Genomic DNA, 23817 nt, shown 5'->3' with positions numbered 1-23817 from the left:
AGTGAGAAGGTCAGCGCGCAGCGCTGACCGGCACGACGTTGTGCAACGTTTCATCTGCCGTTTCAAGGAAGCGGCGGAGGTTGCGCGCAGCCTGACGCAGGCGCTTCTCGTTTTCGACAAGGCCGATGCGCACATACTCGTCACCGTACTCACCAAAGCCGATGCCCGGCGCGACGGCGATCTCCGCCTTTTCCAGCAGCAGTTTGGAGAACTCCAGGCTGCCCAGCGACCGGAACTTCTCCGGGATCGGAGCCCAGGCAAACATGCTGGCCTCGGGAGCCGGAATATTCCAGCCGGCGCGGCCAAAGCTTTCCACCAGCACGTCGCGGCGGCGCTTGTAGGTGTTGCGCATTTCGACAATGCAGTCTTCCGGCCCGTTGAGCGCAGCGGTTGCCGCCACCTGAATCGGCGTGAAGGCGCCATAGTCGAGGTAGGACTTGACGCGGGCAAGCGCCGCCAGAAGCCGTTCGTTGCCGACAGCGAAGCCGACGCGCCAGCCCGGCATCGAGAAGGTCTTGGACAGAGAGGTAAACTCCGCCGTCACCTCAATGGCGCCTGGCACCTGAAGCATGGAAGGCGGCGGTGTGTCACCAAAATAGATCTCGGAATAAGCCAGATCCGACAGGATGAAGATGTCGTGCTTGCGCGCGAAGGCCACCACATCCTTGTAGAACTCCAGATCCGCCACATAGGCGGTCGGGTTCGCCGGATAGCACATGATCACCGCAATCGGCTTGGGCACCGAGTGAATGACCGCACGCTCCAGCGCGTGGAAGACTTCCGGTCCCGGTTCGGCGGGAATCGCGCGGATCGCGGCACCGGCCATCAGGAAGCCGAAAGTGTGGATAGGGTAGCTGGGATTGGGGCTCAGCACCACATCGCCGGGCGCGGTGATCGCCTGCGCCATGTTGGCAAAGCCTTCCTTGGAGCCGAGCGTCGCCACCACCTGGGTGTTGGGGTTCAGCTTCACGCCGAATCGGCGCTCGTAATAAGCCGCCTGAGCCTTGCGCAGGCCGGTGATACCCTTGGAGGCGGAATAACGGTGGGTGCGCGGGTCCTGCACCACTTCGGTCAGCTTCTCGACGATATGCGGGGGCGTCGGCAGATCCGGGTTGCCCATGCCAAGGTCGATGATGTCCGCGCCCTGCGCTCGTGCCGCCGCCTTGAGCTTGTTGACCTGCTCGAAGACATAAGGGGGCAGTCTGCGGGTCTTGTGAAACTCTTCCATGGCGCGGGCCTCGCGTTCCTTTTGCTGCTAGCCGAACACATCCGGCGGCCATTTTCCGCCGGATTCGCTGACCACCTGGTCAGGCGCAGAAGGGGGACAGATGTCACCGTTTTCTGTGTGGCGCTCTTCTTATCAGCACCATTTCAGTTGCGCACGCACCTTCAAGGGCCTGCACCGTGTTTTTTGATGGCTCATAACACTTCGTCAGCCACCAATCTTCAGCCGGAGTCATCGCCAGCCGGTCAGCCCTGCCGGGCGCCTCAACCTTTAAAAGGCGTGATGCACCAGCACACCTGAACTTTCCTGTTTACTGCCCTTCGATTTCCTGAAGCGCCGCCTTGCCATGCGCGTCGCGCAGCCGCGCGAGTTCTTCTGCAGAAGCAGAAGCGCCGCCAGCGCCCTGCGCCGCCGCCCTAGCCTCGGTCAATGTCTTCAGACGTTCCAGATCTCGCCTCGCGTGCCTGATCATCCAGCACGCCGGAAACCTCTTCGCCATCCTGCGCAATGGTGGGGGCAGCGGCGGCAGGGAGGTCTGCGGGCGCTTTCCCGTGATGGGGGCACTTACCATGCTGAAGACAGACGTATCCGGCTCGCTCGCGCAGCCGCCCAACAGCATCACCACACCCAAAGCCGCAATCGCTCTCACCGTCTCAAACCTCCGCAAAGCGCGGGACACCAGGACCAGCGCGCAAAACATCTGGCCGCTTATAACCTTGTGAACGGCCTCCGGTCACTCGCCAATCCGGTGTTTTTCGGATTTCCCGCCAGCATCAGTTGATTATGCTTGAAATCGGCATTCGCCCTTGGTCCATTCCATGTCATAAATCGGAACGGCAAGATTGATAATCAACGCGCTTGGCAGTGCAGAAAGCCAAGGCGCGCAAAGTGCGCCAGAAAAAGCAGTCCGAGAGGGAGGGGAACCCTGACATGGCAGATGACCGCCGGAACGCAGACGAACAGAACAATCCGGTCATGCAGTACATCGTCAATAATCCGGAAGCCTTTGCGCATAATCTGGCGAAGATGATGGAAAACGGCGGCAAGGCACTCGCCGCCTATCTGGAACCCCGCGAAAAGGGGAAGCCTCCTCCCAGGCACCGGATGAGCTGACGTCTGTCGTCAAGACGCTGGCGCAGGTCGGCGAGTATTGGATGTCCGACCCCCAGCGCGCCATCGACGCCCAGTCCCGCCTGTGGGGCGGATACATCAATCTCTGGAACTCCTCCCTAAAGCGCATGATGGGTGAGCCCTCCCAGCCTGCCGCAACGCCCCCTCCACGCGACAAGCGCTTTGAGGACCCGGACTGGAACGAGAACCAATTCTTCGATTTCCTCAAGCAACTCTATCTGATCACCAGCAACTGGGCTCAGTCCATGGTGAATGAGGCCGAGGGGCTGGATGAACACACGAAGCACAAGGCAGACTTCTACGTTCAGCAGCTGTCCAACGCGCTGTCGCCGTCCAATTTTGTGCTGACAAACCCGGCACTGCTGAAGGAAACACTGGCCTCCAACGGCGAGAACCTTGCACGCGGGATGGAGTTTCTGGCCGAAGACATCAAGGCGGGGCACGGCGACATCAAGATCCGCCAGACGGATGCCAGCAAGTTCGCCCTCGGCAAGAACCTGGCCCTCACGCCGGGCAAGGTCATCGCCCGCAATGATGTGTGCGAGGTGATCCAGTACGATCCGGCCACGGAAACCGTGCTGAAGCGCCCGCTGCTGATCGTGCCGCCCTGGATCAACAAGTTCTACATTCTCGACCTGACGCCGGAGAAATCCTACATCAAGTGGGCTGTGGACCAGGGGCACACGGTCTTTGTCATCTCGTGGATCAACCCGGATGAGCATCAGGCGCAGAAGAGCTTCGAGCATTACATGCGCGAAGGCATTTTGAGCACGCTCGATGTGATCGCAAAAACCACGAAGGAAACCAAGGTCAATGCCATTGGCTATTGCGTCGGCGGAACACTTCTGGCTGTGACGCTGGCCTATATGGCCGCCACCGGTGATGACCGGATCGCCTCGGCCACCTTCTTCACCACGCAGGTGGACTTCACCTATGCCGGTGATCTGAAGGTTTTCGTGGACGAGGAACAGATCGCCATTCTGGAAAAGCGGATGGCTGAACGCGGCTATCTGGACGGCTCCAAAATGGCCTCCGCCTTCAACATGCTGCGCTCCAATGATCTGATCTGGCCCTATGTGGTCAACAACTACCTGCGCGGCAAGGAGCCCTTCCCCTTCGACCTTTTGTTCTGGAACTCCGATTCCACCCGCATGCCAGCGGCGAACCACTCCTTCTACCTGCGCAACTGCTATCTGGAGAACAACCTCTCCAAGGGCAAGATGGAGATCGGCGGCCAGAAGCTGGACCTTAAGAAGGTCAAGATCCCGATCTACAACCTTGCCACCAAGGAAGATCACATCGCCCCGCCGCATTCGGTGTTCAAGGGCTCGTCCTGCTTCGGTGGGCCGGTGGACTATATCCTCTCCGGCTCGGGCCATATCGCAGGCGTCGTCAACCCGCCCGCCCGCGGCAAGTACCAGTACTGGACAGGCGGCAAGCCGGAAGGGTCTTACGAGGACTGGCTGAAGACGGCGGTGGAACATCCCGGCTCCTGGTGGCCGCATTGGGATGCCTGGCTGCGCCAGCAGGACGCCAGCACGGTGAAGGCCCGCAAGCCGGGCGCCAACCGCGTGAAAATCCTGGGTGACGCACCCGGAACTTACGTTAAGATAAAAGCCTGATCCGGAGAACCGGATTGCTGCCGTGCAATGGGTGCGGCAGCGGCAAGGGAGCGGTTTCGGGGCACGCCGTCAAGACGATGGAAAACGCAAGGCAATTGAGGCCCCAAACCGGGCACGCACGCATCCGTCCCGCCGTCATGCCGGCCGGGCAGATCCGCTGGCTTGGCATGAATGCGAAGGTCTGGCAGCGCCACGCCAGCGGCTGGAGTGTGTGGACCCGCTTTGCCACCCTGCCACTGCTGCTGCTCGCCGTATGGAGCCACAGCATCATTGGCCTGCCCGGCGCCCTGGCTGCCACAGGGCTCGTGCTCATCTGGCTTTGGCTCAACCCGCGCCTGTTTCCCCCGCCCCGCCGGAAGGACCGCTGGCACGTGCGTGCCACGTTTGGCGAGCGGATCTGGCTGAACCGCATGTTTGTGCCGATCCCGCCGGAAATCTCCCGCACCGCCCTTGCCCTGTCCCTTGCTGCGGGAGTGGGCTTCGTCATGGCCATTTGGGGAGCTGCCGAGAACATGCTGGCGCCAACACTTGGCGGCGGCGCCCTCACCTATGCCGGGAAAATGGCCTTCCTGCATCAGATGACGAAGCTTTACGAGCGGATGAAAGACCACCACCCGCTGTACAAGGCCTGGTCCATGACCCCGCAGAACGACAACAGCAGCCCCTCCGGCCTGTTCAACCGCAAGCACGGCTGAGAGCTGCGCGATCAGGGGCTTTCGCCACGGTGCTCCCCCGCACCGCAGCGTCGCCCCGGCCTTTTCAGCCGGGGCCCACTCGCTCGCAGAGAAATGCTGACGCATCACGGCATGAAATTGCTCACGCGCCGCACAGGCTTGACCAACTCTCGATAAGTCAAACTCATCGAGAGTTGGTACTAGTAGACCTCAAGTGCCCGTGGTGCCTTCTGCGGTTCACGTCACTACTCTGCAAACGAGGGTCCCCGGGTCTGCGCTTCGCTACGCCCGGGGTGACGCCGGATATGCGGCACCCTGGCGCCTCCATCTGCGCAAGTACATTCTCCGCCCCGCCCCAGCCTTAAACGCACAAGCGCAGGGCAACAGCATCACCTCACCCCTGCCGCTTCTTTTCGGCAAGCAGCCCGAGATAATGCTGGGCCACGCTGGCGCCTGCGATGGATGTGATGTCGGCGTGGTCATAGGCAGGCGCCACTTCCACCACGTCACCGCCGACGAAATTCAGCGGCCCGAGGCGGCGCAGGATCATCAGCGCCTCGCGGGAGGTGAGCCCGCCCGCCACCGGCGTGCCCGTGCCGGGCGCAAAGGCGGGGTCCAGACAGTCGATATCAAAGGTCATGTAGGCCTTTGCATCGCCCACGCGGTCCCGGATCATCTCCACCACACCATTGACGCCGAGAAGCTCGACCTCCTCTCCATACAGGATCTCAAGGCCGCAAGTTTCCGGCGCATGAGTGCGGATGCCGATCTGGATCGACTTTTCGGGGTCAATCAGCCCCTCGCGCACGGCGCGGCCCGTAATGGTGCCGTGATCTATGCGCCCGCCATCATCCGGCCAGGTGTCCTGATGGGCGTCGAACTGCACCAGCGCCAGAGGCCCATGCTTGGCCACATGGGCCCGAAGCAGCGGCAGCGTGACGAAGTGGTCGCCGCCAATGGAGAAGAGATGCACGTCCTGATCCAGAATCTCGCGCGCCTGTGCCTCGATACAGGCCGGGATTTCGGCGTTGCGGCCATAATCGAACGACACGTCGCCGTAGTCCACCACGGCCAGCCCCTCGAACGGGTCGGCGTGGAACGGATACTGCGGATCGCCATCAAATATCGCCGAAGCACGGCGCACGCCCTGCGGGCCAAAGCGGGCGCCGGGACGATTGGACACCGAAGCATCAAAGGGAATGCCTAGAACCGCGGCATCCACGCCCGCAAGATCGCGGCTATAACGCCGGCGCATGAAGGACAGCACACCGCCATAAGTGGGCTCATGCGAGCCGCCGGTCACGCTCTTGCCGAACACCGCATTATCGGTAGGACGGGGACGCTTGAAAGACATGGGAACTCCGGGAAAGTCAGAAACACCAAGCCTCTTTACCTGAATACCCGCCAGTTACAAATAGGATGAAACTGTTTCCCTGATTTGTGAAGATAGGGAGTATATCTGAGACAAACTCGAGATCTCGTGCTTTGTCTCATTCTTATCTTTATCAAACAACCCTATGTAACGAACGCTCTTTGCATTGAACCAGAAACGGCAGACAGGCTTCCTGTTGTTATCATCGAATATAACGCTACAATAGCTTTTTGCATCACGCATAAATACACGATCAACATCAGCAATTTGCGCACAGATCGCCCTAACAATCATGAAGGCTTGAATTTCCTCTTCAGTTGTGACGATGTCCGCTTCAGTCGTATTATCAGGCGACTGAACTGACACTGGCGCTTCAACTCTTGGGGCGGATTGAAATGCAACGCCAAGCTTTTCAGAGATTTCGCTTCTGACAATACTCTCAAGTGCAGCACGGATCGAAGGTTTAAGCTGCTCGACAACACTTTTTGTCAAACTACCCTCGTAAATTTCCTTACCGATAAATCTCACAAAGTTTTCATCAGGCTCATGAAGCTGGTTCCGAAGATATCTCACTGCAAGATCAGAATATCTCAGCACGGAAGCCGTCGACAAAACGGCATCAAGATCAAAAGAACTTCTATGAAATTTCTGCAAGCTCTCCAATTGAAACTTATCATAGTTACCAAAATTGAACTTAAAAAATGGATTCTTATCCATTTTGTTCTTCTCGTCGATATCTGAGAAGAACCAAGCTTCACGTCCATTGGTCAGGATCGCCAACCTTGCATCCGTGACTGCAAAGTAACGATACAACTGACTGTACTGAGCATTTCCTAGATTCACGGAAAGTGGCTTAGCTTCAACAAGGACCGTCACCTTTCCATCAATCTTCAAGGCAAAATCGACTTTTTCACCCTTCTTGATGCCAACATCAGCTGAAAACTCCGGAACAACTTGAGAAAGATCAAAAACATCATAGCCGAGCGCCCGAATAAAAGGAACGATAACGGCCATTTTTGTTGCCTCTTCCGTTTCGGCAACTTCAACGCTTTGAAGCGACCTGCGGGCAACGTCCTTGATAGCGTCTTCAAAAGTCATGTATCCCCCCATTATTTGTCAAATAAAAATGTACAAACGCATCAATTGCCATGTCAACAACAACCATCAGAGATTGCGAGGCTTTTGCTTGTTCATCTTAGCTCTCTGACAATCTGCCCCGCCCTTGTGCCGCCCCCTGCCCCTCATTAGAAAGGAAGGGTTTGGCGGCTGGTTGCCTAATCCGTTCTTGCTGCCCGCTCACATGGAGATCAGACCCTTGCCTCAGTCCCTCACAAAGCTGCTGCGCGGCCGTACCGTATCGTTTCTGCGCCGGCCCATGGGTGCGGGCGATGAGGGGGCGCTGGCGGTGCATGAGGATGGCGGGCTGCTAATTGAGAACGGGCTGATCACCGCTGCGGGCGACTACGCCGATATTGCGGCAAAAGCGCCGGAGGGAACGCCCGTCACCGACCACCGCCCGCACCTGATCCTGCCGGGCTTCATCGACACGCATCTGCATTTCCCGCAGGCGCAGGTGATCGCCTCCTGGGCGGACCAACTGCTGGACTGGCTGAACGACTACACGTTCCCCGCCGAACAGCGCTTTGCCGACAAGGCCCATGGCGCGCGCATCGCCAGCACCTTCTACGACACGCTCATCGCCCACGGCACCACCACGGCGGTCGCCTATTGCTCCAGCCACCCCAATTCGGTCGAGGCCTATTTCGAGGAGGCGGAGCGGCGCGGCATGCGCATGCTGGGCGGCAAGACGATGATGGACCGCAACGCCCCTGCCGCCCTGTGCGACACGGCCCAGAGCGCCTATGACGACAGCCGCGCCCTTTTAGAAAAATGGCACGGGCGGGGCCGCGCGCTTTACGTCATCACCCCGCGCTTTGCCATCACCTCCACGCCGGAGCAGCTGGAGGCGGCCGGCACGCTCCTGCGCGAATTTCCGGACTGCCACCTGCAGACCCACATCAACGAAAACCTCAACGAAATCAGCTACACGCTGGAGCTCTACCCGCAGGATGCGGATTATCTCGCCATCTACGAGCGCTACGGCCTTCTGAGCCAGAAAACCCTGCTCGGCCACTGCATCCACATGAATGACCGGGAGCTGGCCGTGATGCGGGAGACGGGCTCGGTCGCCGTGTTCTGCCCCACGTCAAACCTCTTCCTCGGCAGCGGGCTGTTCGACAAGGCCCGCATGGACAGCGCAGGCGTGCGCACCGCCATCGCCACGGATATCGGCGGCGGCACGTCCTATTCCATGCTGCGCACACTGGACGAGGGCTACAAGGTGCTGCAACTCCAGCGCCAGCGCCTCCACCCTTTCGAGACCTTCTACTGGGCCACCCGCGGCAACGCCGAAAGCCTGTCCCTCGCAGACAGGATTGGCACGCTGGAACCCGGCACGGAAGCCGACATCATCATCCTCAACCCCGCCGCCACCCCCGAAATGGCCCTGCGCGCCGAAACCGCTCGCTCCCTGGCGGATGAACTCTTCATCCTGCAGACCCTGGGCGATGACCGGGCCGTGGTGGAGACCTATGTGGCGGGGGTGGGGATGAAGGGGGCGCCACTACCACTTAACCCGCAAAGCTTCAAAACGCCACTGAGCCGACTCGGTCAGCTAAAGGATAAGTGTAAGTCGGCTCTTTCAAGATCTGTGGCGGAAGGCGGAAAGTCCGCAGCACTACCTTTCCATCCTGAGCAAAACTCTCTGTATGGGCTGTTATAAAACGCTCGCAGAATAAAATTAATAAAACGGAATGGCGTCATCGCAGTCAAAACAGGGATCCGACAGTTTTTATATTGCCCAATTGTAAAATGAGATTTCGGATGAATAACCTCTTGAAACGCACTCTCGTCAAAGTCGAATCTGATTGGAGTAGTTACAACATCCTTGTGAATAACGTCAGCATATAATATTTCTGCTTCATAGAGCTCCGGATCATTTTGATACTCAAGAAGATCGGGTGATGGATAAAATGCTAGAACATGCTTGATAAGATTAAAGTCATCAAATCGGTACCTCATTTGAATTAAAGCACCATCAATTAACCTCATATTGTAGGCGCGACTCTCCTTAAGAACTGCGTAGGTCTCAGCGTAAGGGCGTCTTTTTAACGCTACAGATATCTCATCTGCCCTTGGAACCGTAAGCTCCTTTATCCCGCCGTTCTCCCCGGCAAATATTTTCTCTGAAGGGAAATTTTGATCGATACTTAATCCGACCTCAATCATCGCACCGGTCAGGTAGATTATCTCTCTTCTAATCTCATCAAGTGTCGCCATGTTCAGTTGCCACCTAGCAACTTACGAAGGTTCTCAATGACATCCTCCGGCAGATCTTCAATTTGAACCGCCCCCTCGGTTAACTCACGAACAAGCGTAGTGACAGTTTTTTGCGCATTCTGGACACGTTTTTGCTCCTCAGCCGACATATCTCGATTCACAACACGCAAACGCTTCCTAAGAGCCTCGTCAGGATATATAAATTTTAACTTAAAATCATTATTCTTCACCCTATTAAACTCCTCCTCAAGCGCAACCATATCAGGGCCGTGCCCCACCACTCGAACCCACGCCTTGCTTCGAGTGATAGCGGTAAAGAGTCTATTTCGCACCCTACCAATTTCACCCAAAGATTGGTAACAATCCTGAGCATTCATTACGTAGACCATCCCAGCCTCGTTGCCTTTCGCTCGAAATATACCCGTGAAGGCAACTGACCCCTCTTCTGCTTTGAAAAACACGTCTGATGAAGTATCTACTCCGGCCAAATGCGATAGTATTCCACGATCGAACAATATCTTCCGAATAATCCCAACCTGTTTCTGAGTAGATTTCGGATCAGGATTGATAACTATGATATCCTCCGGCCGAAGCTCATCATCCTTGAGATTTGTCTCGATACTTGATGCAATCCAATTCGCCTGCTCAAGCGAGTCGCTAAATGTTTTAAACTGGATCAACTCAGCAACCTTACCAGGATCCTCCAAGAAGGAGGGACTAGAAGTCTGCGTACGGGACAGTGTCACAAGCTGATTATCAGCAAGAGCTCCTTCAACCACCTTGTATCCTACTTCACCCCATAGATCAGATCTATCAAACATTTGCGTAAGGCCAGTCCCCAACTTGGGATCTGGATTTCGATATATACCAAACCCTAAGGCATGCGCAGTAGCCAACAACGGTCGAGAATTTCTATAGCACTTCTCGAGAATAATGTCTTGACTTGGATCCTCGCCACTAAAGCTAACATAGTGATTGCCGTTCGCATCTGTACCGAAGAGTTCTTCCGGAGGTGGAAGACTAGAATCGGTCAGAGATTGCAGCTCATCATAAGCGTAAACAAGGCGCTTATCCTCATTTAACGAGTGATAACACAAGCGTAAGAACGCTGGATCAAAGTCTTGAGCCTCATCAATAAGGATGGCATCAAATAAAACTTTAGGTTGACTAACTGCCGCTAGCGCTAATTCGGTCACCCCTTTAAATGCGTTGTCGTACCCAAACTTGGATCGAGCATCCTGAAAGTCCCAATACTCTACACCGTTAGCCAAACAAAACTGATGATATACACCGGTTCTATTTTCACCACCTGGAGCCCCCAAGCATTTAACACTTTTATATTTTCATTCGGCCGTTCGCCAGTTTGCTCAACAACAAACGTCTCGATCAATCGATTAAACTGATCCTTCAGAGAGCGCGTGTTAAATGTAACAGCAATCTTCCATTCAGGGTTCTGAGAGTGAAGATAGGCAGCCTTTAATGCAAGAATGATGGTCTTACCAGAACCTGCAAGCCCCCTAATACGCTGCACACCTCTCACAGTCTCAATGACCGCTTTACTTTGACGCTGATCAAGATTTGCGATAGATTCTTCTAAGGACTGCAAAGCAGCACCATGAGACTCACTACGAGATAGCGATCTACGGCGACGATTTCTTCGGATGCTGGAAATTGACTGTATCACAGATAGAACCGCGGCGTACAGTTCTGGATTATTCCATTTGATCTGTCTTACATCATCAGCAAAAGTCGCCTCATTTGAAATGAGATATCCCTCATTGTTCTTATGAGCACTCAGCAACGGCGCAAAAGATAGAGTTGAAATCTGCACAAGTAGATTTCTTGCTTTTCTTAGGTTTTTATTCAGTAGGAACTTCGACTCTAACAGGTTCGCAATCTCATCCTGCACTTCTACGTAGTTACCTGCATCACGACCTTCAATAAGCTGAATGGCAACAACACCATGCTCTGGAGAAATCATCAGTGCATCCACTGATACTGCTTCATCAATCGTTGAGAGGATCGGGTAGCCGATATATAATGTACCTTCGGCGTTCTGGAACTTTTCCTCCACCAAATGAATAAGGCGTTCCGCAGAAACAGGTTTTTTCGCTGATCCTCGAATAATTTCCATGCTATGGTTTTCCGATTTCATTTTATCAAAAATCTGTACCAGATGCTGCCCGCTCGGAGAAGAGCTAGAGTCAAGCCTTTGAAGGCCGTCCACGATCCCTGCGCTTAGACAACCTTGGCGCAATTAGATCAGCGTGGGCCGTTCGTTGCTCTTCATATATATTCTGATCCGTTTGCAACATATATTCCAGCAGCCCCCCCAAAAAAACAAAAAACCCGCCGGTTCGCACCAGCGGGTTCTTTGTTGCTCTTGCAAGCGGCTGAAGGATCAGCGCTTGGAGAACTGGAAGGAACGGCGGGCCTTGGCGCGGCCGTACTTCTTGCGCTCGACCACGCGGCTGTCGCGGGTGATGAAGCCTTCCTTCTTGAGGATGCCGCGCAGTTCCGGCTCGTAATGGGTCAGGGCCTTGGAGATGCCATGACGCAGAGCGCCGGCCTGGCCGGACAGGCCGCCACCGGTGACGGTGGCAACGATGTCATACTGGCCATCGCGGTTGGTCAGCAGGATCGGCTGACGCAGGATCATCTGCAGGACCGGACGGGCGAAGTATGCCGTGTAGTCCTTGCCGTTGACGGTGATCTTGCCGGTGCCCGGCTTGACCCAGACGCGGGCAATCGCGTCCTTGCGCTTGCCGGTGGCATAGGCGCGGCCATGGGCGTCCAGCTTCTGGACATGAACCGGAGCTTCGACGGCTGCCGAGACGGCGCCCTTCAGCTGGTCCAGGGATTGCAGCTCAGCCATGCTCAAGCCCTCTTCGCGTTCTTTTCGTTGAGGCTCTTGACGTCGACGGTGACCGGCGTCTGAGCTTCATGCGGGTGGGTCGGGCCAGCGTAAACCTTGAGGTTCTTGAGCTGGCGGCGGGAGAGCGGGCCGCCCGGCATCATGCGCTCGACAGCCTTCTCGAGCACGCGCTCGGGGAAACGGCCTTCGATGATGGCGCGTGCAGTACGCTCCTTGATGCCGCCCGGGTGGCCGGTGTGCCAGTAGTACTTCTTGTTCTCGTACTTACGGCCCGTCAGCACCACCTTGTCAGCGTTGACGACAATGATGTTGTCGCCACAGTCAACGTGCGGAGTAAAGGTCGGCAGATGCTTGCCACGCAGATGGCTGGCGATGTAGGCAGCCAGACGGCCTACGACCATGCCTTCAGCGTCGATCAAGATCCACTTTTTCTCGACCTCAGCCGGCTTGGCAGAGAAGGTCTTCATGTGTCTGATCCGTGAATCGTCGGTGAAACCAGAACAGCGGCATGGCAGGCAAGAAGCCAAGCACAGCACCGCCGTGTGTCCGGCAGGGTGATACGCGTTCGCCAGCAAAGCGTCAAGGCGAAACATTCGAACCGCACCATCAAATGACCATTGAAATCAAAGACTTATAAAAACGGTAACTGATTACCGTATAATTTTCGCTGTTTCCGGGCCGTCAGCGCGGCGGAATCGAGTAGGTGGCGGTGGCGTGAGCGGCCATTTCGCCCTCCCCTTCGCCGCAAATGGCGCAATCGAGCACCGCCAGCCGCTTGCCGAGCTTGAGAATCCGGCAGGTGGCGATGAGATCGCCCGGCGCGGGCTTCCTCAGGAAGTTGATGTTGAGATTCGTTGTCACCGCCAGCGCCACCGGGCCGATATGGGCGAGGATCACCACATAGGCGGCAAGATCGGCCAGCGCCATCATCGAAGGGCCTGACACTGTGCCGCCGGGCCGCAGGTGCCGCTCGCTGGCAGTGAAGCGCAGGGCAGCAAGCCCCGGCTCGATCTCCTCCACCCGGTAGAGCGGCCCGTCCAGATAGATCTGCGGAAATTCGGCCCGCAGAAACGCCTCCACCTCGGCCACAGTCATCACCGGCTGCATGGCTTCCCCTTCTCCTTGCAAGGCCACTCTTGCCGGAAACTCAGCCCTTGCCAACCAGGAGGCGCATCAGCCAAATGACTGAGGCCCGCGCCTGCCGCTGCGGGCAAGGCACGGGAGCTATCATGAAAGACATTCTCTTCCTGCTGAAGCCGGGCTTTACGGACCCGGCCTATCCGGGTGACGTGTTCTATTGCTGGCACTGCGCCCTGATGGAAGGCATCCTCGCCTCCTTCCCGGATCTGGCCCAGAAGCTGGATGTGCGCCGCATCGCCTGGCCGCGCCCGCGGGCAGAAGTGGTGGCGTTGATCGGCCCTGAAAACCAGAGCCTGCCGGTGCTGGTGCTGACATCCGAGCCGGTGGCCCCAAGCGGCGCGCCGCAATTCATCAATGACAAGGACGAAATCCTGAAAGCCCTCAGCGCCCGCTACGGCTTCCCCCTGCCCCATCCCTGATAGATCGCCAACTGGCTGCCCCTTTTGCCTGCTTCCCTGCTGGCCCGGCTGCTGTATGCTCCGGCCAAACCGTGACCATGCCGGGAAAGCAGAATGCAAAAGACTGATAGTGCCGCCGCCGCCGAACCCCGCCCGCTGATCGGAAAGCTGCTGCACAATGGCGTGCTGCGCCTTGTGCTGCAGCAGCCCGAAAAGATGAATGCCCTGTCGCGGGCGATGATGGGCGCGCTTTCCGCCGAGCTGGAGCTGGCGGCAAATGATCCTGCGGTACGGGTCATCCTGCTGGGTGCTGAAGGCAAGGTGTTCTGCGCCGGCCATGACCTGAAAGAGCTGACGGCAGCCCGCGCCGAGGCAGACCGCGGCCGGGCCACATATGAAGCCATCATGCGCCAGTGTTCGGACCTGATGCAGCAGATCGTCCGCCTGCCAAAGCCGGTGATTGCGGTGGTGACGGGCGTTGCAACGGCGGCCGGCTGCCAGCTTGTCGCCTCTTGCGATCTGGCAATGGCCACGGACACGGCCACTTTCTGCACGCCGGGCGTTAACATCGGCCTGTTCTGCTCCACGCCCATGGTGGCAGTAAGCCGCAACGCGAGCCCCAAGCAGGCCATGGAGATGCTCCTGACGGGGGAAAGCATCGACGCCTCCACCGCCAAGTCCTTCGGCCTCATTAATCGCATAGTTCCCGGCGACTATCTGGAACAGGTCGTGCAGAAATATGCCGAGGTCATCGCCTCCAAATCGCCGCTGACGCTGAAGATCGGCAAGGAGGCCTTCTACCGCCAGCTCGAAATGCCGCTGGGCGAGGCCTATGACTATGCGGCATCGGTCATGGTGGAGAACATGATGGCCCGCGACGCGGAGGAAGGCATCAATGCCTTCCTGCAAAAGCGCAAACCCGAATGGACCGGAGAGTAACCATGACACCAGCTTATCCCGACAGCCTGATCCGGCAGATCCTGGACGAGACGAAGACCATCGCCATCATCGGCGCCAGCGCCAATGCGGACCGGCCCGTGCACCACGTGATGGAATTCCTGATTGATCAGGGTTACGAGGTCTATCCGGTCAATCCGGGGCTCGCGGGCAAGGAACTGCTGGGCCGTACGGTTTATGCCAGCCTGACGGACATTCCCGTGCCGGTGGACATGGTGGACATTTTCCGTGCTTCTGATGCTGTGCCCGCCATCGTGGACGAGGCGCTCGCGCTGGCTGTCCGCCCGAAAGTGATCTGGATGCAGCTTGGCATCGAGCATGCGCAAGCGGCGGCCGAGGCCGAAGCTGCCGGGCTGACGGTGATCATGAACCGTTGCCCCAAGATCGAACATCCGCGCCTCTTCCCTGCCTGAGGCAAGAGAGCGGACCGTTACAGCAGCCCCGGCAGTCCTGCCGGGGCCACGCAAAGCTGTTACGCCATGGCGATATAGTTGCGCATCTGTTCGGCTTCTTCTTCCACCTGCGCGATCCGGTGTTTGACCACATCGCCGATGGAGATGAGACCTGTCAGCTTGCCGCCGGACACGACAGGCATGTGGCGGAAACGGCCCGCACTCATTCGCGCCATGACGCTGTTGACGGTATCGCCTTCCGAAGCGCTGATGACGGTGCGGGTCATGATGGCCGTCACCGGTTTGCTCAGCGCGTCCGGCCCTTCCAGACCGAGAACACGTACGATATCACGCTCTGAAACGATGCCTTCGATGTGCCGCTTCGCATCAGTGATCACCACCGCGCCAATCCGCTTTTCCGCAAGAAGCTTGCAGATATCTCCGGCCGTGGCCGACGAACTCGCCGTGATCACGTCACGGCCTTTGGTCTTGAGAATCGAAGCTACTGTCATGCCGCTCTCCCGATAGCTGACGTGGCACCGGTTACCTCCCAGTTCCTCCCGGCGGTAACCTGATGTTCATCATGCCCTCAAAAGCTCAGCGGATGCAAACCCTGCATTGGGCGGAGTGCTTCACCTACGTCACATTATTGTATCCGCCGCACGGGATCGAAAAAGGGGAACAGCAGGAACCCGGCAAGAAAGCCGCCCGCATGCGCTTCCCAGGCAATATCCCCGGAGGCACCGAGAAGCTCCCCCTGCCACGCCGAACAGCAGGTTGATGCCAAACCACAGGATCAACAGATTGCGGACGCGGCCATTCAGGAGGACATCTCGCAAAGGCGCAACGGGCAGCTCATAGGAGCGCGGATCATTGCGGTTGCCGCCGGCCATCGGCCCGCCCGGCTGAAAGGCGAAACGGAACACCGCCGCCATCTGCCCGGACACGGCGGCAGAGGCACCGATCACCGGCACCGCCTCGCCGAAATGCAGCGCCAGATGCACCAGCACGCCGGCGATCGCCGCGACTGCGCTCAAGGCAAGGAAACGGACTGTGCCAAGGCGGACCGCCAAAGGCGGCGCAAAGGCGATCATCCAGGCCATGTTCATGCCCACATGCGCCCAGCTGCCATGGAGGAACGCATAGGTCAGGAACGACCAGACGTCCGCCGCATATCCACCCGGCACGAGCCCCGCGCCGAGAAGCTCCGGGCTGTAACGGGCAGGCCAGAAACCAAACAGCACCAGAATCTCGTAGTTGGCATCCGCACTCAGAAACTCCGTGCGGATCAGGTGGACCGCCAGCATGAACCCGGCCAGAACGGCCACCACGGCAGGAATGTTAAAGGCCTTCTGCCTCGGCGGAAGCGGGCCTTGCGGCGGCAGGCCACTGGAGGGGCCAATCGGCTGGGGCTGGTTCATTTTGACCGGTTCTATCCTGACATCTGTTTCACTTGCGGACATTGAGGATGCCCGGATCATTTTCAGACACTTAAGGATCTGCCCAGGAAAGACAAGGCAAAGACAAGGCGCCCGCCGCCTTGCCGGCAACGGGCGCCTCATAACCTGTTCCGGACCCCGCACCTGCCGCAAGGCCCGGATAAATGCGCCGCACAGTCTCCGGTCTGGAACGCCGGTCTTGTCTCACATGCGGATTTCAGCCTGTTCCAAAGCAAATTCCCGGGCAAGCGCAAGCTTGGAGTAACCTTAAAAATCCGTTCAAACTTTAGGAAAGGCAGCGATTTTTTCGCCCGCAGACGCGTTTGGCATAGTAAATGCTCTGTAACCGGCAGAACCAGCGCAGGCGCGGAGAACTGTCCCAGATAAGGACACGCATGCCGCAGCAGCGCAAAAGTGGCAGAAGGACCGGTCAAAATGAAGCATGGCGTCAACCGTACCCTTTATCAGTATTGGGACGAACTGCGCGGCACCCGCACCGCCCCGAACCGGTCGGAGATCGACCCGGGCCGGATCTCGCGGTTTGCTTGGCGACACCTTCATCCTGGAAGCCGTCGATCAGGATACCTACCGCTACCGCCTCGCAGGAACTCGTCTTTGCTCCACCCATTGCCGCGAGCTGAAAGGCCGCAATTTCCTGCGCGGCTGGGGAAATGAGGACCGCGAAGCCCTCGCCTCCGTCATGGCTGCCATCACAGAGGACGCAGCGGCAGCGGTCATCGGCGTGGATGGACACACAGAGCGCAATCAGGTTCTGAAGATGGAGATGCTTCTTCTTCCCCTGCACATGCCGGGCGAGGGCCGCAGCCGCATTCTTGGCGCCAGCGCCAGCTTCGAGCGCCCCTACTGGCTGGGATTGCATCCCATTTTGAACCAGTCCATTTCCAGCCTGCGGCTGATCTGGCCTGATGAGCGCCCATCCTTCCTGTCAGCCCCCTGCCCCGCGCCGCACGGCAGTTCCGCAGATCATCAATGGCGGACAGGCCCATCTCGCAGCCCCTTCCATGGAAGGGACAAGACGTGTAGGGCATTTGACAGTCTATGACGGCGGCAAGATCTGAAAGGTCTAAGGCCAATCTTACGCAATGTTAATAGTCCACGCCTATCGTGCAGGTGGAGAACAAGATTCATCCCGCACAAGATAGGGAAACAATATCCATGACAGCAGCAGAGGCTGCCAGGCCCGTCCACGGTCTGCCCGCCAAGGGCACGGACAGGCGCCGTCACCAGCGCGTGAAGGTGAATGTCCTTGGCCGCTTCATGCTGGAGAACCGGCAGGAATATCCCTGTCAGGTCGTCAACATGTCGCCTGGCGGCATGGCACTCATTACGCCCGTGGCAGGACGTATTGGCGAAAAGGTGGTTGCCTATCTGGACCATGTTGGCCGGGTGGAGGGAACCATTGCTCGCGAGATCGACGGCGGCTTTGCCGTGGCGCTTGCCAACACACCGCGCAAGCGCGACAAGATTGCAAATGTGCTGACCTGGCTGGCCAACCGTAACGAGTTGAACCTGCCGGAAGACCGTCGCCACGAGCGTTTCGTGCCGAAGAACCCGATCACCCGGATCATTCTGCCTGATGGCAGCGCCTATACCTGCCGCATCATTGACGTGTCTCTCTCCGGCGTGGCTCTTTCCTGCCCGGCACGCCCGCCCATCGGCACAGAAATCACCCTCGGGAAAATGCGGGCGCGCGTTGTCCGCCATCTGGAAGGCGGCATCGCCCTGGAATTCGCCGTGATTCAGAATCAGGCCTTGCTCGAGCAGCATATGGTGCCGGACGATCCGGAGGATGGCAGCACGCCTCCGGCATAATGTCAGTACGCGGCACATCCGGTCCACTCACCGGAGACCGGCGGCGCCTTCAGAATGACACCGCAACCAGATCCCGGCCCAAGGCCGGGATTTTTTGGCAGGACCATTCTCCTCCAAGCCACGCTCAAGGCTCACGCTCCCGGCCTGCCGCAGAGTTAAGCTGCACCTGGGGCAAGGCGGAGAGAAGAGCGAATACGCCCGGCTGGGCAGAAAATCCACGTATGGTTTCAGCTTTCTTTCCTTGCCCGCGCGAGGTGGAAACGGCCTGCGAGCTGCCTCCCGGAGAGACATTTACCCTCCTTCCAACGCTCAGAATTTTCAAAATCCAATTTTAAATCAACAACTTGAGAATGTTCTATAAAATTTTATTCAAATCAATGTAATATTCAAATCAAATCCAAATAAAATTAAGAAAAAACTCTCGTAAAACTCACCTAAACATCATGGAAAAAGCAACGACCTGACTTAGACGCAAATAAAAATGCAGATGCAATGGTGTCGTCAGCCTTGGGGAGGGCGACGACATGAAGACAAAGATCTGGAAACCATTCATCGCATGTGCTGCATTGGCAGCAGCCATGTTTGCCACAGAAGCAAGCGCCAATCCGGGCCGCTATATGGCCATGGCTGCTGCTGCGGCAGCTCCGCAGGGACATCTGGTCTTCTGCAAGGAAAACCCGGCAGCCTGCTCTGCCCGGACCAGCAAGCCAGTTGTCGTGAAGCTCTCGGAAGAGCGTTTCGAGGATCTGCTGGCGGTCAATGCGGCCGTGAACCGTGAAATCCGTCCCGTGACGGACATGGAGCAGTTCGGCGTACCCGAGTACTGGACCTTTCCGGACAAGGGCGTTGGCGACTGCGAGGAATATGTGATCGAGAAGCAGCGCCGGCTGCTCAAGGCCGGCTGGCCCGCAAGCGCGCTGCTGATCACGGTGGTGAAGGACATCAACAACGAAGGTCATGCGGTCCTCACGGTCCGCACGGATCAGGGCGACCTGATCCTCGACAACCAGATCGAGGCCGTTCTGCCCTGGTATTCGACGCCATACCGCTACGTGAAGCGGCAGGCAACGACTTCGGCAGCCGCCTGGACCAGCATTTCCGATACCCGTGTCACCACCGTGGCCAGCATCGGAAACTGAGACACGCATACGGATGTGTTCCGGGATAACCCGGAGCCCGACAGAACCCCCGGCCGCGTCCCCACCCTCCCCATCCCAACCACGGCCGGGTTCAGGGAGCCGGTCCGCCCCCGCGAGACCGGCTCCCGCCTTTTAAGGGGAACGCAGCAAGCAGCAGCAATCACCGGACCGGGCAGATTTCAGAGAGGCGCCAGTCCGGCCTTGAACCTCTGCCAGTTGCGCACGTAGCCCGCTGCTGATTTGCGCAGACCGTCTTCGGCAGCCGCATCCAAAGTCCGCGCCACCCGGCCCGGCATGCCCACCACCAGCGAATTGTCCGGAATTTCCTTGCCTTCGGGAATCAGCGCATTGGCTCCCACGATGCAATTGCGGCCGATCTTCGCGCCGTTCAGCACCGTTGCGCCCATGCCGATGAGAGAATTGCTGCCGATGGTGCAGCCATGCAGAATGGCCTTGTGGCCGATGGTGCAGCCCTCGCCGATGGTCAGGGGATAGCCCATGTCCGTGTGCAGCACACAGCCGTCCTGAACATTGCTGTTCTTGCCCACGAGGATCAGTTCATTATCACCGCGCAGCACTGCACCGAACCAGACGCTTGCCCCCTCCTCCAGCCGCACCGACCCGATCAGGACCGCCGTTGGCGCCACCCAGCAGGCTCCGTCAGCAGCAAGTTCAGGCGTACGGTCTTCAAGGCGGTAGAGCGTCATGTTTTCCTCCCGGTCTGTCACGCCGGGATCACCACCACGAGTTGGCAAGCCCCAGCGCAAAATGCATTACGAGGACACCAGAGCACAGGCTCCACATGCCTGCAATGGTGGAAGACGCCACCAGCCAGCCCACCGGACGCCCTTCCAGCCGCCGTCCACGGATCGCATTGCGCATGATGATGAAAGGCCCGGCAAAGACGCAAACCAGAACAACCCCCAGAATTCCTGCAACACTTTGTGCCGGGATCTGGAAACTGGGTGGCGAGTCGGTAACAAGTTGATAAGCGCTTCCAACCAGGCCCGCTGCAACGAAGCCGGCGCAGCCCATGTAAACGGCGAGCAGCAGTTCAAGAAGCACGGCATTAACCTCTTGTTAACCATCGGGACGTGAGTCTGTTCTCACGGAGACAGGAAGGGAAATGCAAACCGCATGCCGGTTTCCGGCGGTCACGAACGGAACAGAAACCAAGCGAATGCAGCAACCATCGAGGGTCTGCCTATACCGTTCTGGAACATCTGTCCTGCTTTGGCACGGAAAGGCTGACGGCTGCTTTGGGCATAGACCCTGCTGGTGGTGGCCATGATGCCGGTCACCCTTCCCAAGGCAACAGGTTACCGGCCGTTCCATTCCGCCCTGTTTCTGACGCTGCTGGTGCTGCTGACCCTTGCCTATTTCGCGAAGATGTTTGGCGGCTGGATTGAACACGCCTCCAGGCAGGCGGAGCTGCGTACGGCCGAGGCACGCCTTGTCACGCTCTGGCTTGGCGACCGCAGGGTGACAGTTCCCATGAACATGCTGCCCAAACCGGAGCAGCGCAAGGAAGGATCGTTCCACGAGCGGCTGACCCTGGAAGTCAACTGGCCGTCCATGACTGGCTATGCAGGCAGCGGCGGCAACAAGAGCAACCGGCCTGCCACAGAAATGCCAATCAGTGTGGAACTGATGGCCTCCCGGAAGGTCGAGACCGTCATGGAGCGGATGGACACCACTCTGCGCCGCCTTGCCGCGGGAAAGCCGCAGACCGGACAGGCGGGCCTCTACATGCTCGACATGTCCGGAAAGGCGGGCGCCAGTGAAGATGTGCTGTTCTATGAGGATGACGGCACGGGGCTTGAAACCGGTTTTGCCGCCCGCTGCAGAATGCCGAAAGATGCTCCTGCAACCTGCCTGCGCGACATGCGTCTCGCTCCGGATCTCGTGGCCAGCTACCGCTTCGACATGAAGCTGCTCAGCAGCTGGGGCCGGCTGGACCGGCAGATGGGCGCACTGTTCGAGACTTTTCTTCCGCACTGATTCCCGGGCTGCCCCAAAGGTAGGGCTCAGGCTGAAAACAGAAGGGACGCGCCTTGCAGCCTTGCGCAGGGCACGTCCCTTTCAGATCAGCTTCAGCAACCGCCGCTTGCCTGCGGCTCCAGCAGCGGTCTGCCGGATCAATCCTCGTCGTCTTCCTCGAGGTCCATCTCAAGGATGGCCATCTGGAAGCTCCAGCTCAGGTCCTCGTCCTCGTCATCACGGAAGACAACGCCGATGAACTCGTCGCCGATGTAAACCTCAGCGGAATCGTCCTTCTTCGGACGGGCCTTCACCTTGATGGACGCCAGGTTGAACTTGCGCTGCAGATAGGCTTCCAGCTTCTTGATTTCGTCGGCTTTCACGTCTTTCGCTCCTTTCGGGTCCCCGTAACTCACGGGTGCGGAACCTACACGAACAGAGCCGTGAGCCAACCGCTGGCACCGTCTTTCCCCGGAATCCTGGGCTTTCCCACAGGGGTATTATGCGTTGGGCTGTTTATCCGCCAGCAGCTGGTCCATCGACCGGGCGGGTTCTGCGCATCCCGCCTGCCCGACGACCCGTGCCGGAACCCCCGCGACGGTGGTGTTGCAAGGCACGTCCTGAAGGACAACCGAGCCAGCGGCAATACGCGAGCAGCGGCCAATCTCAAGATTGCCGAGGATCTTGGCACCAGCACCGATGAGCACACCCTTGCGGATCTTCGGATGCCGGTCGCCCTGCTCCTTGCCCGTGCCGCCCAGCGTCACGCCCTGCAGGATCGAGACATCATCCTCAATCACGGCGGTGGAGCCGACAACAAGCCCCGTGGCGTGATCCATGAAGATACCCCGGCCGACCGGAACTGCCGGATGGATATCAACCTGGAAAATCTCGGAGGACCGGCTCTGCAGATAGAGCGCAAAATCAGTGCGCCCGCGCCGCCACAGCCAGTTGGCAAGGCGATGGGTCTGCAAGGCATGGAAGCCCTTGAAATAGAGCAGCGGTTCCAGCAGCCGTTCGCAGGCCGGATCGCGGTCGAACACGGCCATCATGTCGACGCGGAAAATTTCGGCCAGTTCCGGCTCATCGCTGAGGGCCTCGGAGTAGGTCTGGCGGATCAGGGAGGCGGACACCACGTCCCGGCCCAGCCTGTCACCAAGCCGGTGAATCACTGCATCCTCAAGACGCCCGTGATTGAGAATTGTCTCATAGACGAAGGACGACAGGGCCGGCTCGCCGATGACCATCTTTTCGGCCTCTTCCCGAAGCTGATGCCATACGGGATCATGCAAGCTCACGGTTGGCTTGGCCGTCTTGAGAGTGGTGTTCACCATGGCGCATCTCCTGTCGCAGGCCTTGCGCGCAACCGCTGCCGCGCCGGACCTGTCATGCCGTCCTCATATAGGCCAGAGCGAGCCATAACAAAGCCCGGCCAAAAGGAAAAGAACTCATCACCGGACGCCCTTCCTTCACGGCGCCAGACAGGAAAGATATCACGTGACAGAACAATCGCACACTCCCCTGCCGGAACTTAAGATCCAGATTGAGGGGAACACCGGCTGGCTGGTGATCGCCAATGAAAAGCGCCGCAACGCCATGACGCTGGAAATGTGGCGTGCCCTGCCTGCTGCCGTGTCGGCGCTTGAAGCAGAGCGCGGCGTGCGCGCTATCGTCCTGCGCGGTGCGGGCAGCGAAACCTTCTGCGCCGGGGCGGACATTTCCGAGTTCGAGGAAACCCGCAAAGACGCCCAGGCCGCCCGAGCCTACGAGGATGTCAACCTCGCCGCCTTCGAGGCGCTGAAAGCTTGCCGCAAGCCGGTGATTGCGATGATCCGGGGTCATTGCCTCGGCGGCGGCTTTGGCCTTGCCGCCAGTTGCGACCTGCGCCTTGCCAGCCATGGCAGCAGCTTCGGCATCCCGGCTGCCCGGCTCGGCATCGCCTATCCTCCCGCAGCGCTGATGGATGTGGCTGCGCTCATTGGCCCGGCTCGGACAAGAGAACTGATCTTCACAGCCCGGCGCATCGAAGCCGATGAAGCCATGCACTGGGGCTTTCTCAACCAGCTTCTGGAGGACAGTACACTGGAGGCCGAGGCACGGAGACTGGCAGCCACGATTGCGCAAAACGCACCGCTGACCCATGCGGCCACCAAGACCGCGCTGACCATTCCTGCCGGACATTCCACGCCCGATCATGAAAAGGCGGAAGCGGCGGCCATTGCCTGTTTTGACAGCGCCGATTTCGTAGAAGGAAGAACCGCCTTCCTCGAAAAGCGGAATCCAGTCTTCAGGGGTGCATAA

General features: G+C 58.4%; 25 protein-coding genes and 3 pseudogenes. 12 read left to right on the top strand and 16 right to left on the bottom strand.

Annotation, left to right across the window (positions count from 1 at the left end; genetic code table 11):
* Positions 1 to 10: 10 nt before the first annotated feature.
* Positions 11 to 1228 (bottom strand): LL-diaminopimelate aminotransferase, encoded by a 1218-nt coding sequence (locus ACQB61_RS06170; RefSeq protein WP_430511912.1) that lies wholly within the window; start codon positions 1226 to 1228, stop codon positions 11 to 13.
* A 307-nt stretch (positions 1229 to 1535) separates the two neighbouring features.
* A complete protein-coding gene (locus ACQB61_RS06165; protein WP_430511911.1) occupies positions 1536 to 1874 on the bottom strand; it encodes a hypothetical protein in 339 nt (112 codons plus the stop codon).
* Between the two features lie 281 nt (positions 1875 to 2155).
* On the opposite strand from ACQB61_RS06165, the pseudogene ACQB61_RS06160 reads away from it, so the two are divergent.
* Both ACQB61_RS06160 and ACQB61_RS06155 read left to right on the top strand, forming a co-directional pair.
* Positions 2156 to 3978 (top strand): annotated as a pseudogene (locus ACQB61_RS06160) (PHA/PHB synthase family protein).
* A gap of 137 nt (positions 3979 to 4115) precedes the next feature.
* On the top strand, positions 4116 to 4673 hold the full coding sequence (locus tag ACQB61_RS06155; protein WP_430511910.1) for a DUF6653 family protein: 558 nt from the start codon (positions 4116 to 4118) through the stop codon (positions 4671 to 4673).
* A gap of 373 nt (positions 4674 to 5046) precedes the next feature.
* On the opposite strand, the gene speB is transcribed toward ACQB61_RS06155, so the two are convergent.
* A complete protein-coding gene (gene speB / locus ACQB61_RS06150) occupies positions 5047 to 6006 on the bottom strand; it encodes an agmatinase (protein ID WP_430511909.1) in 960 nt (319 codons plus the stop codon).
* Positions 6007 to 6060: 54 nt separating this feature from the next.
* Entirely contained in the window at positions 6061 to 7122 is a 1062-nt protein-coding gene (locus ACQB61_RS06145; RefSeq protein WP_430511908.1) for a type I restriction enzyme HsdR N-terminal domain-containing protein, read from the bottom strand.
* 202 nt (positions 7123 to 7324) lie between these two features.
* On the opposite strand from ACQB61_RS06145, the pseudogene guaD reads away from it, so the two are divergent.
* Positions 7325 to 8638, top strand: a pseudogene (gene guaD / locus ACQB61_RS06140) (guanine deaminase); the annotation flags it as partial.
* 56 nt (positions 8639 to 8694) lie between these two features.
* On the opposite strand, the gene ACQB61_RS06135 reads toward guaD, so the two are convergent.
* The 6 genes from ACQB61_RS06135 to ACQB61_RS06110 all read right to left on the bottom strand — a co-directional run bounded on the left by ACQB61_RS06135 (position 8695) and on the right by ACQB61_RS06110 (position 13345).
* On the bottom strand, positions 8695 to 9363 hold the full coding sequence (locus ACQB61_RS06135; protein WP_430511907.1) for a DUF2290 domain-containing protein: 669 nt from the start codon (positions 9361 to 9363) through the stop codon (positions 8695 to 8697).
* 2 nt (positions 9364 to 9365) lie between these two features.
* Positions 9366 to 10559 (bottom strand): DEAD/DEAH box helicase, encoded by a 1194-nt coding sequence (locus ACQB61_RS06130; RefSeq protein ID WP_430511906.1) that lies wholly within the window; start codon positions 10557 to 10559, stop codon positions 9366 to 9368.
* A 59-nt stretch (positions 10560 to 10618) separates the two neighbouring features.
* Complete coding sequence (locus tag ACQB61_RS06125) at positions 10619 to 11590, bottom strand: hypothetical protein (protein WP_430511905.1); 972 nt, start codon at positions 11588 to 11590, stop codon at positions 10619 to 10621.
* A 174-nt stretch (positions 11591 to 11764) separates the two neighbouring features.
* Positions 11765 to 12238, bottom strand: a complete 474-nt coding sequence (rpsI, locus tag ACQB61_RS06120; protein WP_019966502.1) for a 30S ribosomal protein S9 — start codon at positions 12236 to 12238, stop codon at positions 11765 to 11767.
* Between the two features lie 2 nt (positions 12239 to 12240).
* Positions 12241 to 12705 (bottom strand): 50S ribosomal protein L13, encoded by a 465-nt coding sequence (gene rplM, locus ACQB61_RS06115; RefSeq protein ID WP_019966501.1) that lies wholly within the window; start codon positions 12703 to 12705, stop codon positions 12241 to 12243.
* A gap of 214 nt (positions 12706 to 12919) precedes the next feature.
* Positions 12920 to 13345 (bottom strand): PaaI family thioesterase, encoded by a 426-nt coding sequence (locus tag ACQB61_RS06110; RefSeq protein ID WP_430511904.1) that lies wholly within the window; start codon positions 13343 to 13345, stop codon positions 12920 to 12922.
* Between the two features lie 119 nt (positions 13346 to 13464).
* Between ACQB61_RS06110 and ACQB61_RS06105 the strand changes: the two genes are divergently transcribed.
* From ACQB61_RS06105 to ACQB61_RS06095, 3 genes are all read left to right on the top strand, one after another.
* Complete coding sequence (locus tag ACQB61_RS06105) at positions 13465 to 13797, top strand: DUF3088 domain-containing protein (RefSeq protein WP_430514309.1); 333 nt, start codon at positions 13465 to 13467, stop codon at positions 13795 to 13797.
* 93 nt (positions 13798 to 13890) lie between these two features.
* Positions 13891 to 14715: an enoyl-CoA hydratase gene (locus tag ACQB61_RS06100; protein WP_430511903.1), complete on the top strand. Its 825-nt coding sequence runs from the start codon at positions 13891 to 13893 to the stop codon at positions 14713 to 14715.
* A gap of 2 nt (positions 14716 to 14717) precedes the next feature.
* The gene (locus ACQB61_RS06095; RefSeq protein WP_430511902.1) at positions 14718 to 15146 is read left to right on the top strand and encodes a CoA-binding protein; all 429 of its coding nucleotides are present in this window, start codon (positions 14718 to 14720) and stop codon (positions 15144 to 15146) included.
* A gap of 59 nt (positions 15147 to 15205) precedes the next feature.
* On the opposite strand, the gene ACQB61_RS06090 is transcribed toward ACQB61_RS06095, so the two are convergent.
* Together ACQB61_RS06090 and ACQB61_RS06085 are read right to left on the bottom strand one after the other, a co-directional pair.
* Complete coding sequence (locus ACQB61_RS06090; protein ID WP_430511901.1) at positions 15206 to 15637, bottom strand: CBS domain-containing protein; 432 nt, start codon at positions 15635 to 15637, stop codon at positions 15206 to 15208.
* 129 nt (positions 15638 to 15766) lie between these two features.
* A complete protein-coding gene (locus ACQB61_RS06085) occupies positions 15767 to 16546 on the bottom strand; it encodes a rhomboid family intramembrane serine protease (RefSeq protein WP_430511900.1) in 780 nt (259 codons plus the stop codon).
* Positions 16547 to 16999: 453 nt separating this feature from the next.
* Between ACQB61_RS06085 and ACQB61_RS06080 the strand changes: the two are divergent.
* From ACQB61_RS06080 to ACQB61_RS06065, 4 genes and pseudogenes are all read left to right on the top strand, one after another.
* A pseudogene (locus tag ACQB61_RS06080) lies at positions 17000 to 17056 on the top strand (hypothetical protein); the annotation flags it as partial.
* A 49-nt stretch (positions 17057 to 17105) separates the two neighbouring features.
* Complete coding sequence (locus ACQB61_RS06075; RefSeq protein ID WP_430511899.1) at positions 17106 to 17627, top strand: PAS domain-containing protein; 522 nt, start codon at positions 17106 to 17108, stop codon at positions 17625 to 17627.
* 113 nt (positions 17628 to 17740) lie between these two features.
* Positions 17741 to 18397: a PilZ domain-containing protein gene (locus ACQB61_RS06070; protein ID WP_430511898.1), complete on the top strand. Its 657-nt coding sequence runs from the start codon at positions 17741 to 17743 to the stop codon at positions 18395 to 18397.
* Positions 18398 to 18921: 524 nt separating this feature from the next.
* Positions 18922 to 19536 carry a transglutaminase-like cysteine peptidase gene (locus tag ACQB61_RS06065; RefSeq protein WP_430511897.1) on the top strand — a complete coding sequence of 205 codons (615 nt, stop codon included), beginning with the start codon at positions 18922 to 18924 and terminating at the stop codon, positions 19534 to 19536.
* 179 nt (positions 19537 to 19715) lie between these two features.
* On the opposite strand, the gene ACQB61_RS06060 is transcribed toward ACQB61_RS06065, so the two are convergent.
* Both ACQB61_RS06060 and ACQB61_RS06055 read right to left on the bottom strand, forming a co-directional pair.
* Positions 19716 to 20243, bottom strand: a complete 528-nt coding sequence (locus ACQB61_RS06060; RefSeq protein ID WP_430511896.1) for a gamma carbonic anhydrase family protein — start codon at positions 20241 to 20243, stop codon at positions 19716 to 19718.
* 28 nt (positions 20244 to 20271) lie between these two features.
* Complete coding sequence (locus ACQB61_RS06055; RefSeq protein WP_430511895.1) at positions 20272 to 20601, bottom strand: DUF6949 family protein; 330 nt, start codon at positions 20599 to 20601, stop codon at positions 20272 to 20274.
* 222 nt (positions 20602 to 20823) lie between these two features.
* Here ACQB61_RS06055 and ACQB61_RS06050 point away from each other — a divergent pair, with 222 nt between their 5' ends.
* Positions 20824 to 21537, top strand: coding sequence for a hypothetical protein (locus ACQB61_RS06050; RefSeq protein WP_430511894.1), 714 nt, complete (start codon positions 20824 to 20826; stop codon positions 21535 to 21537).
* 137 nt (positions 21538 to 21674) lie between these two features.
* Here the strand turns inward: ACQB61_RS06050 and ACQB61_RS06045 are convergent, their stop codons facing one another.
* On the bottom strand, positions 21675 to 21899 hold the full coding sequence (locus tag ACQB61_RS06045) for a DUF3126 family protein (RefSeq protein WP_430511893.1): 225 nt from the start codon (positions 21897 to 21899) through the stop codon (positions 21675 to 21677).
* Positions 21900 to 22016: 117 nt separating this feature from the next.
* Positions 22017 to 22850 carry a serine O-acetyltransferase gene (gene cysE, locus ACQB61_RS06040; RefSeq protein WP_430511892.1) on the bottom strand — a complete coding sequence of 278 codons (834 nt, stop codon included), beginning with the start codon at positions 22848 to 22850 and terminating at the stop codon, positions 22017 to 22019.
* 163 nt (positions 22851 to 23013) lie between these two features.
* On the opposite strand from cysE, the gene ACQB61_RS06035 reads away from it, so the two are divergent.
* Complete coding sequence (locus tag ACQB61_RS06035; protein ID WP_430511891.1) at positions 23014 to 23817, top strand: enoyl-CoA hydratase; 804 nt, start codon at positions 23014 to 23016, stop codon at positions 23815 to 23817.

It is taken from the genome of Pannonibacter phragmitetus, assembly GCF_050510895.1.
In the GTDB taxonomy this organism is placed as follows: Bacteria; Pseudomonadota; Alphaproteobacteria; order Rhizobiales; family Stappiaceae; genus Pannonibacter; species Pannonibacter phragmitetus_B.
Note: the sequence above shows the minus strand (reverse complement) of the source record. Positions and strands in the feature narration are given on the sequence as shown.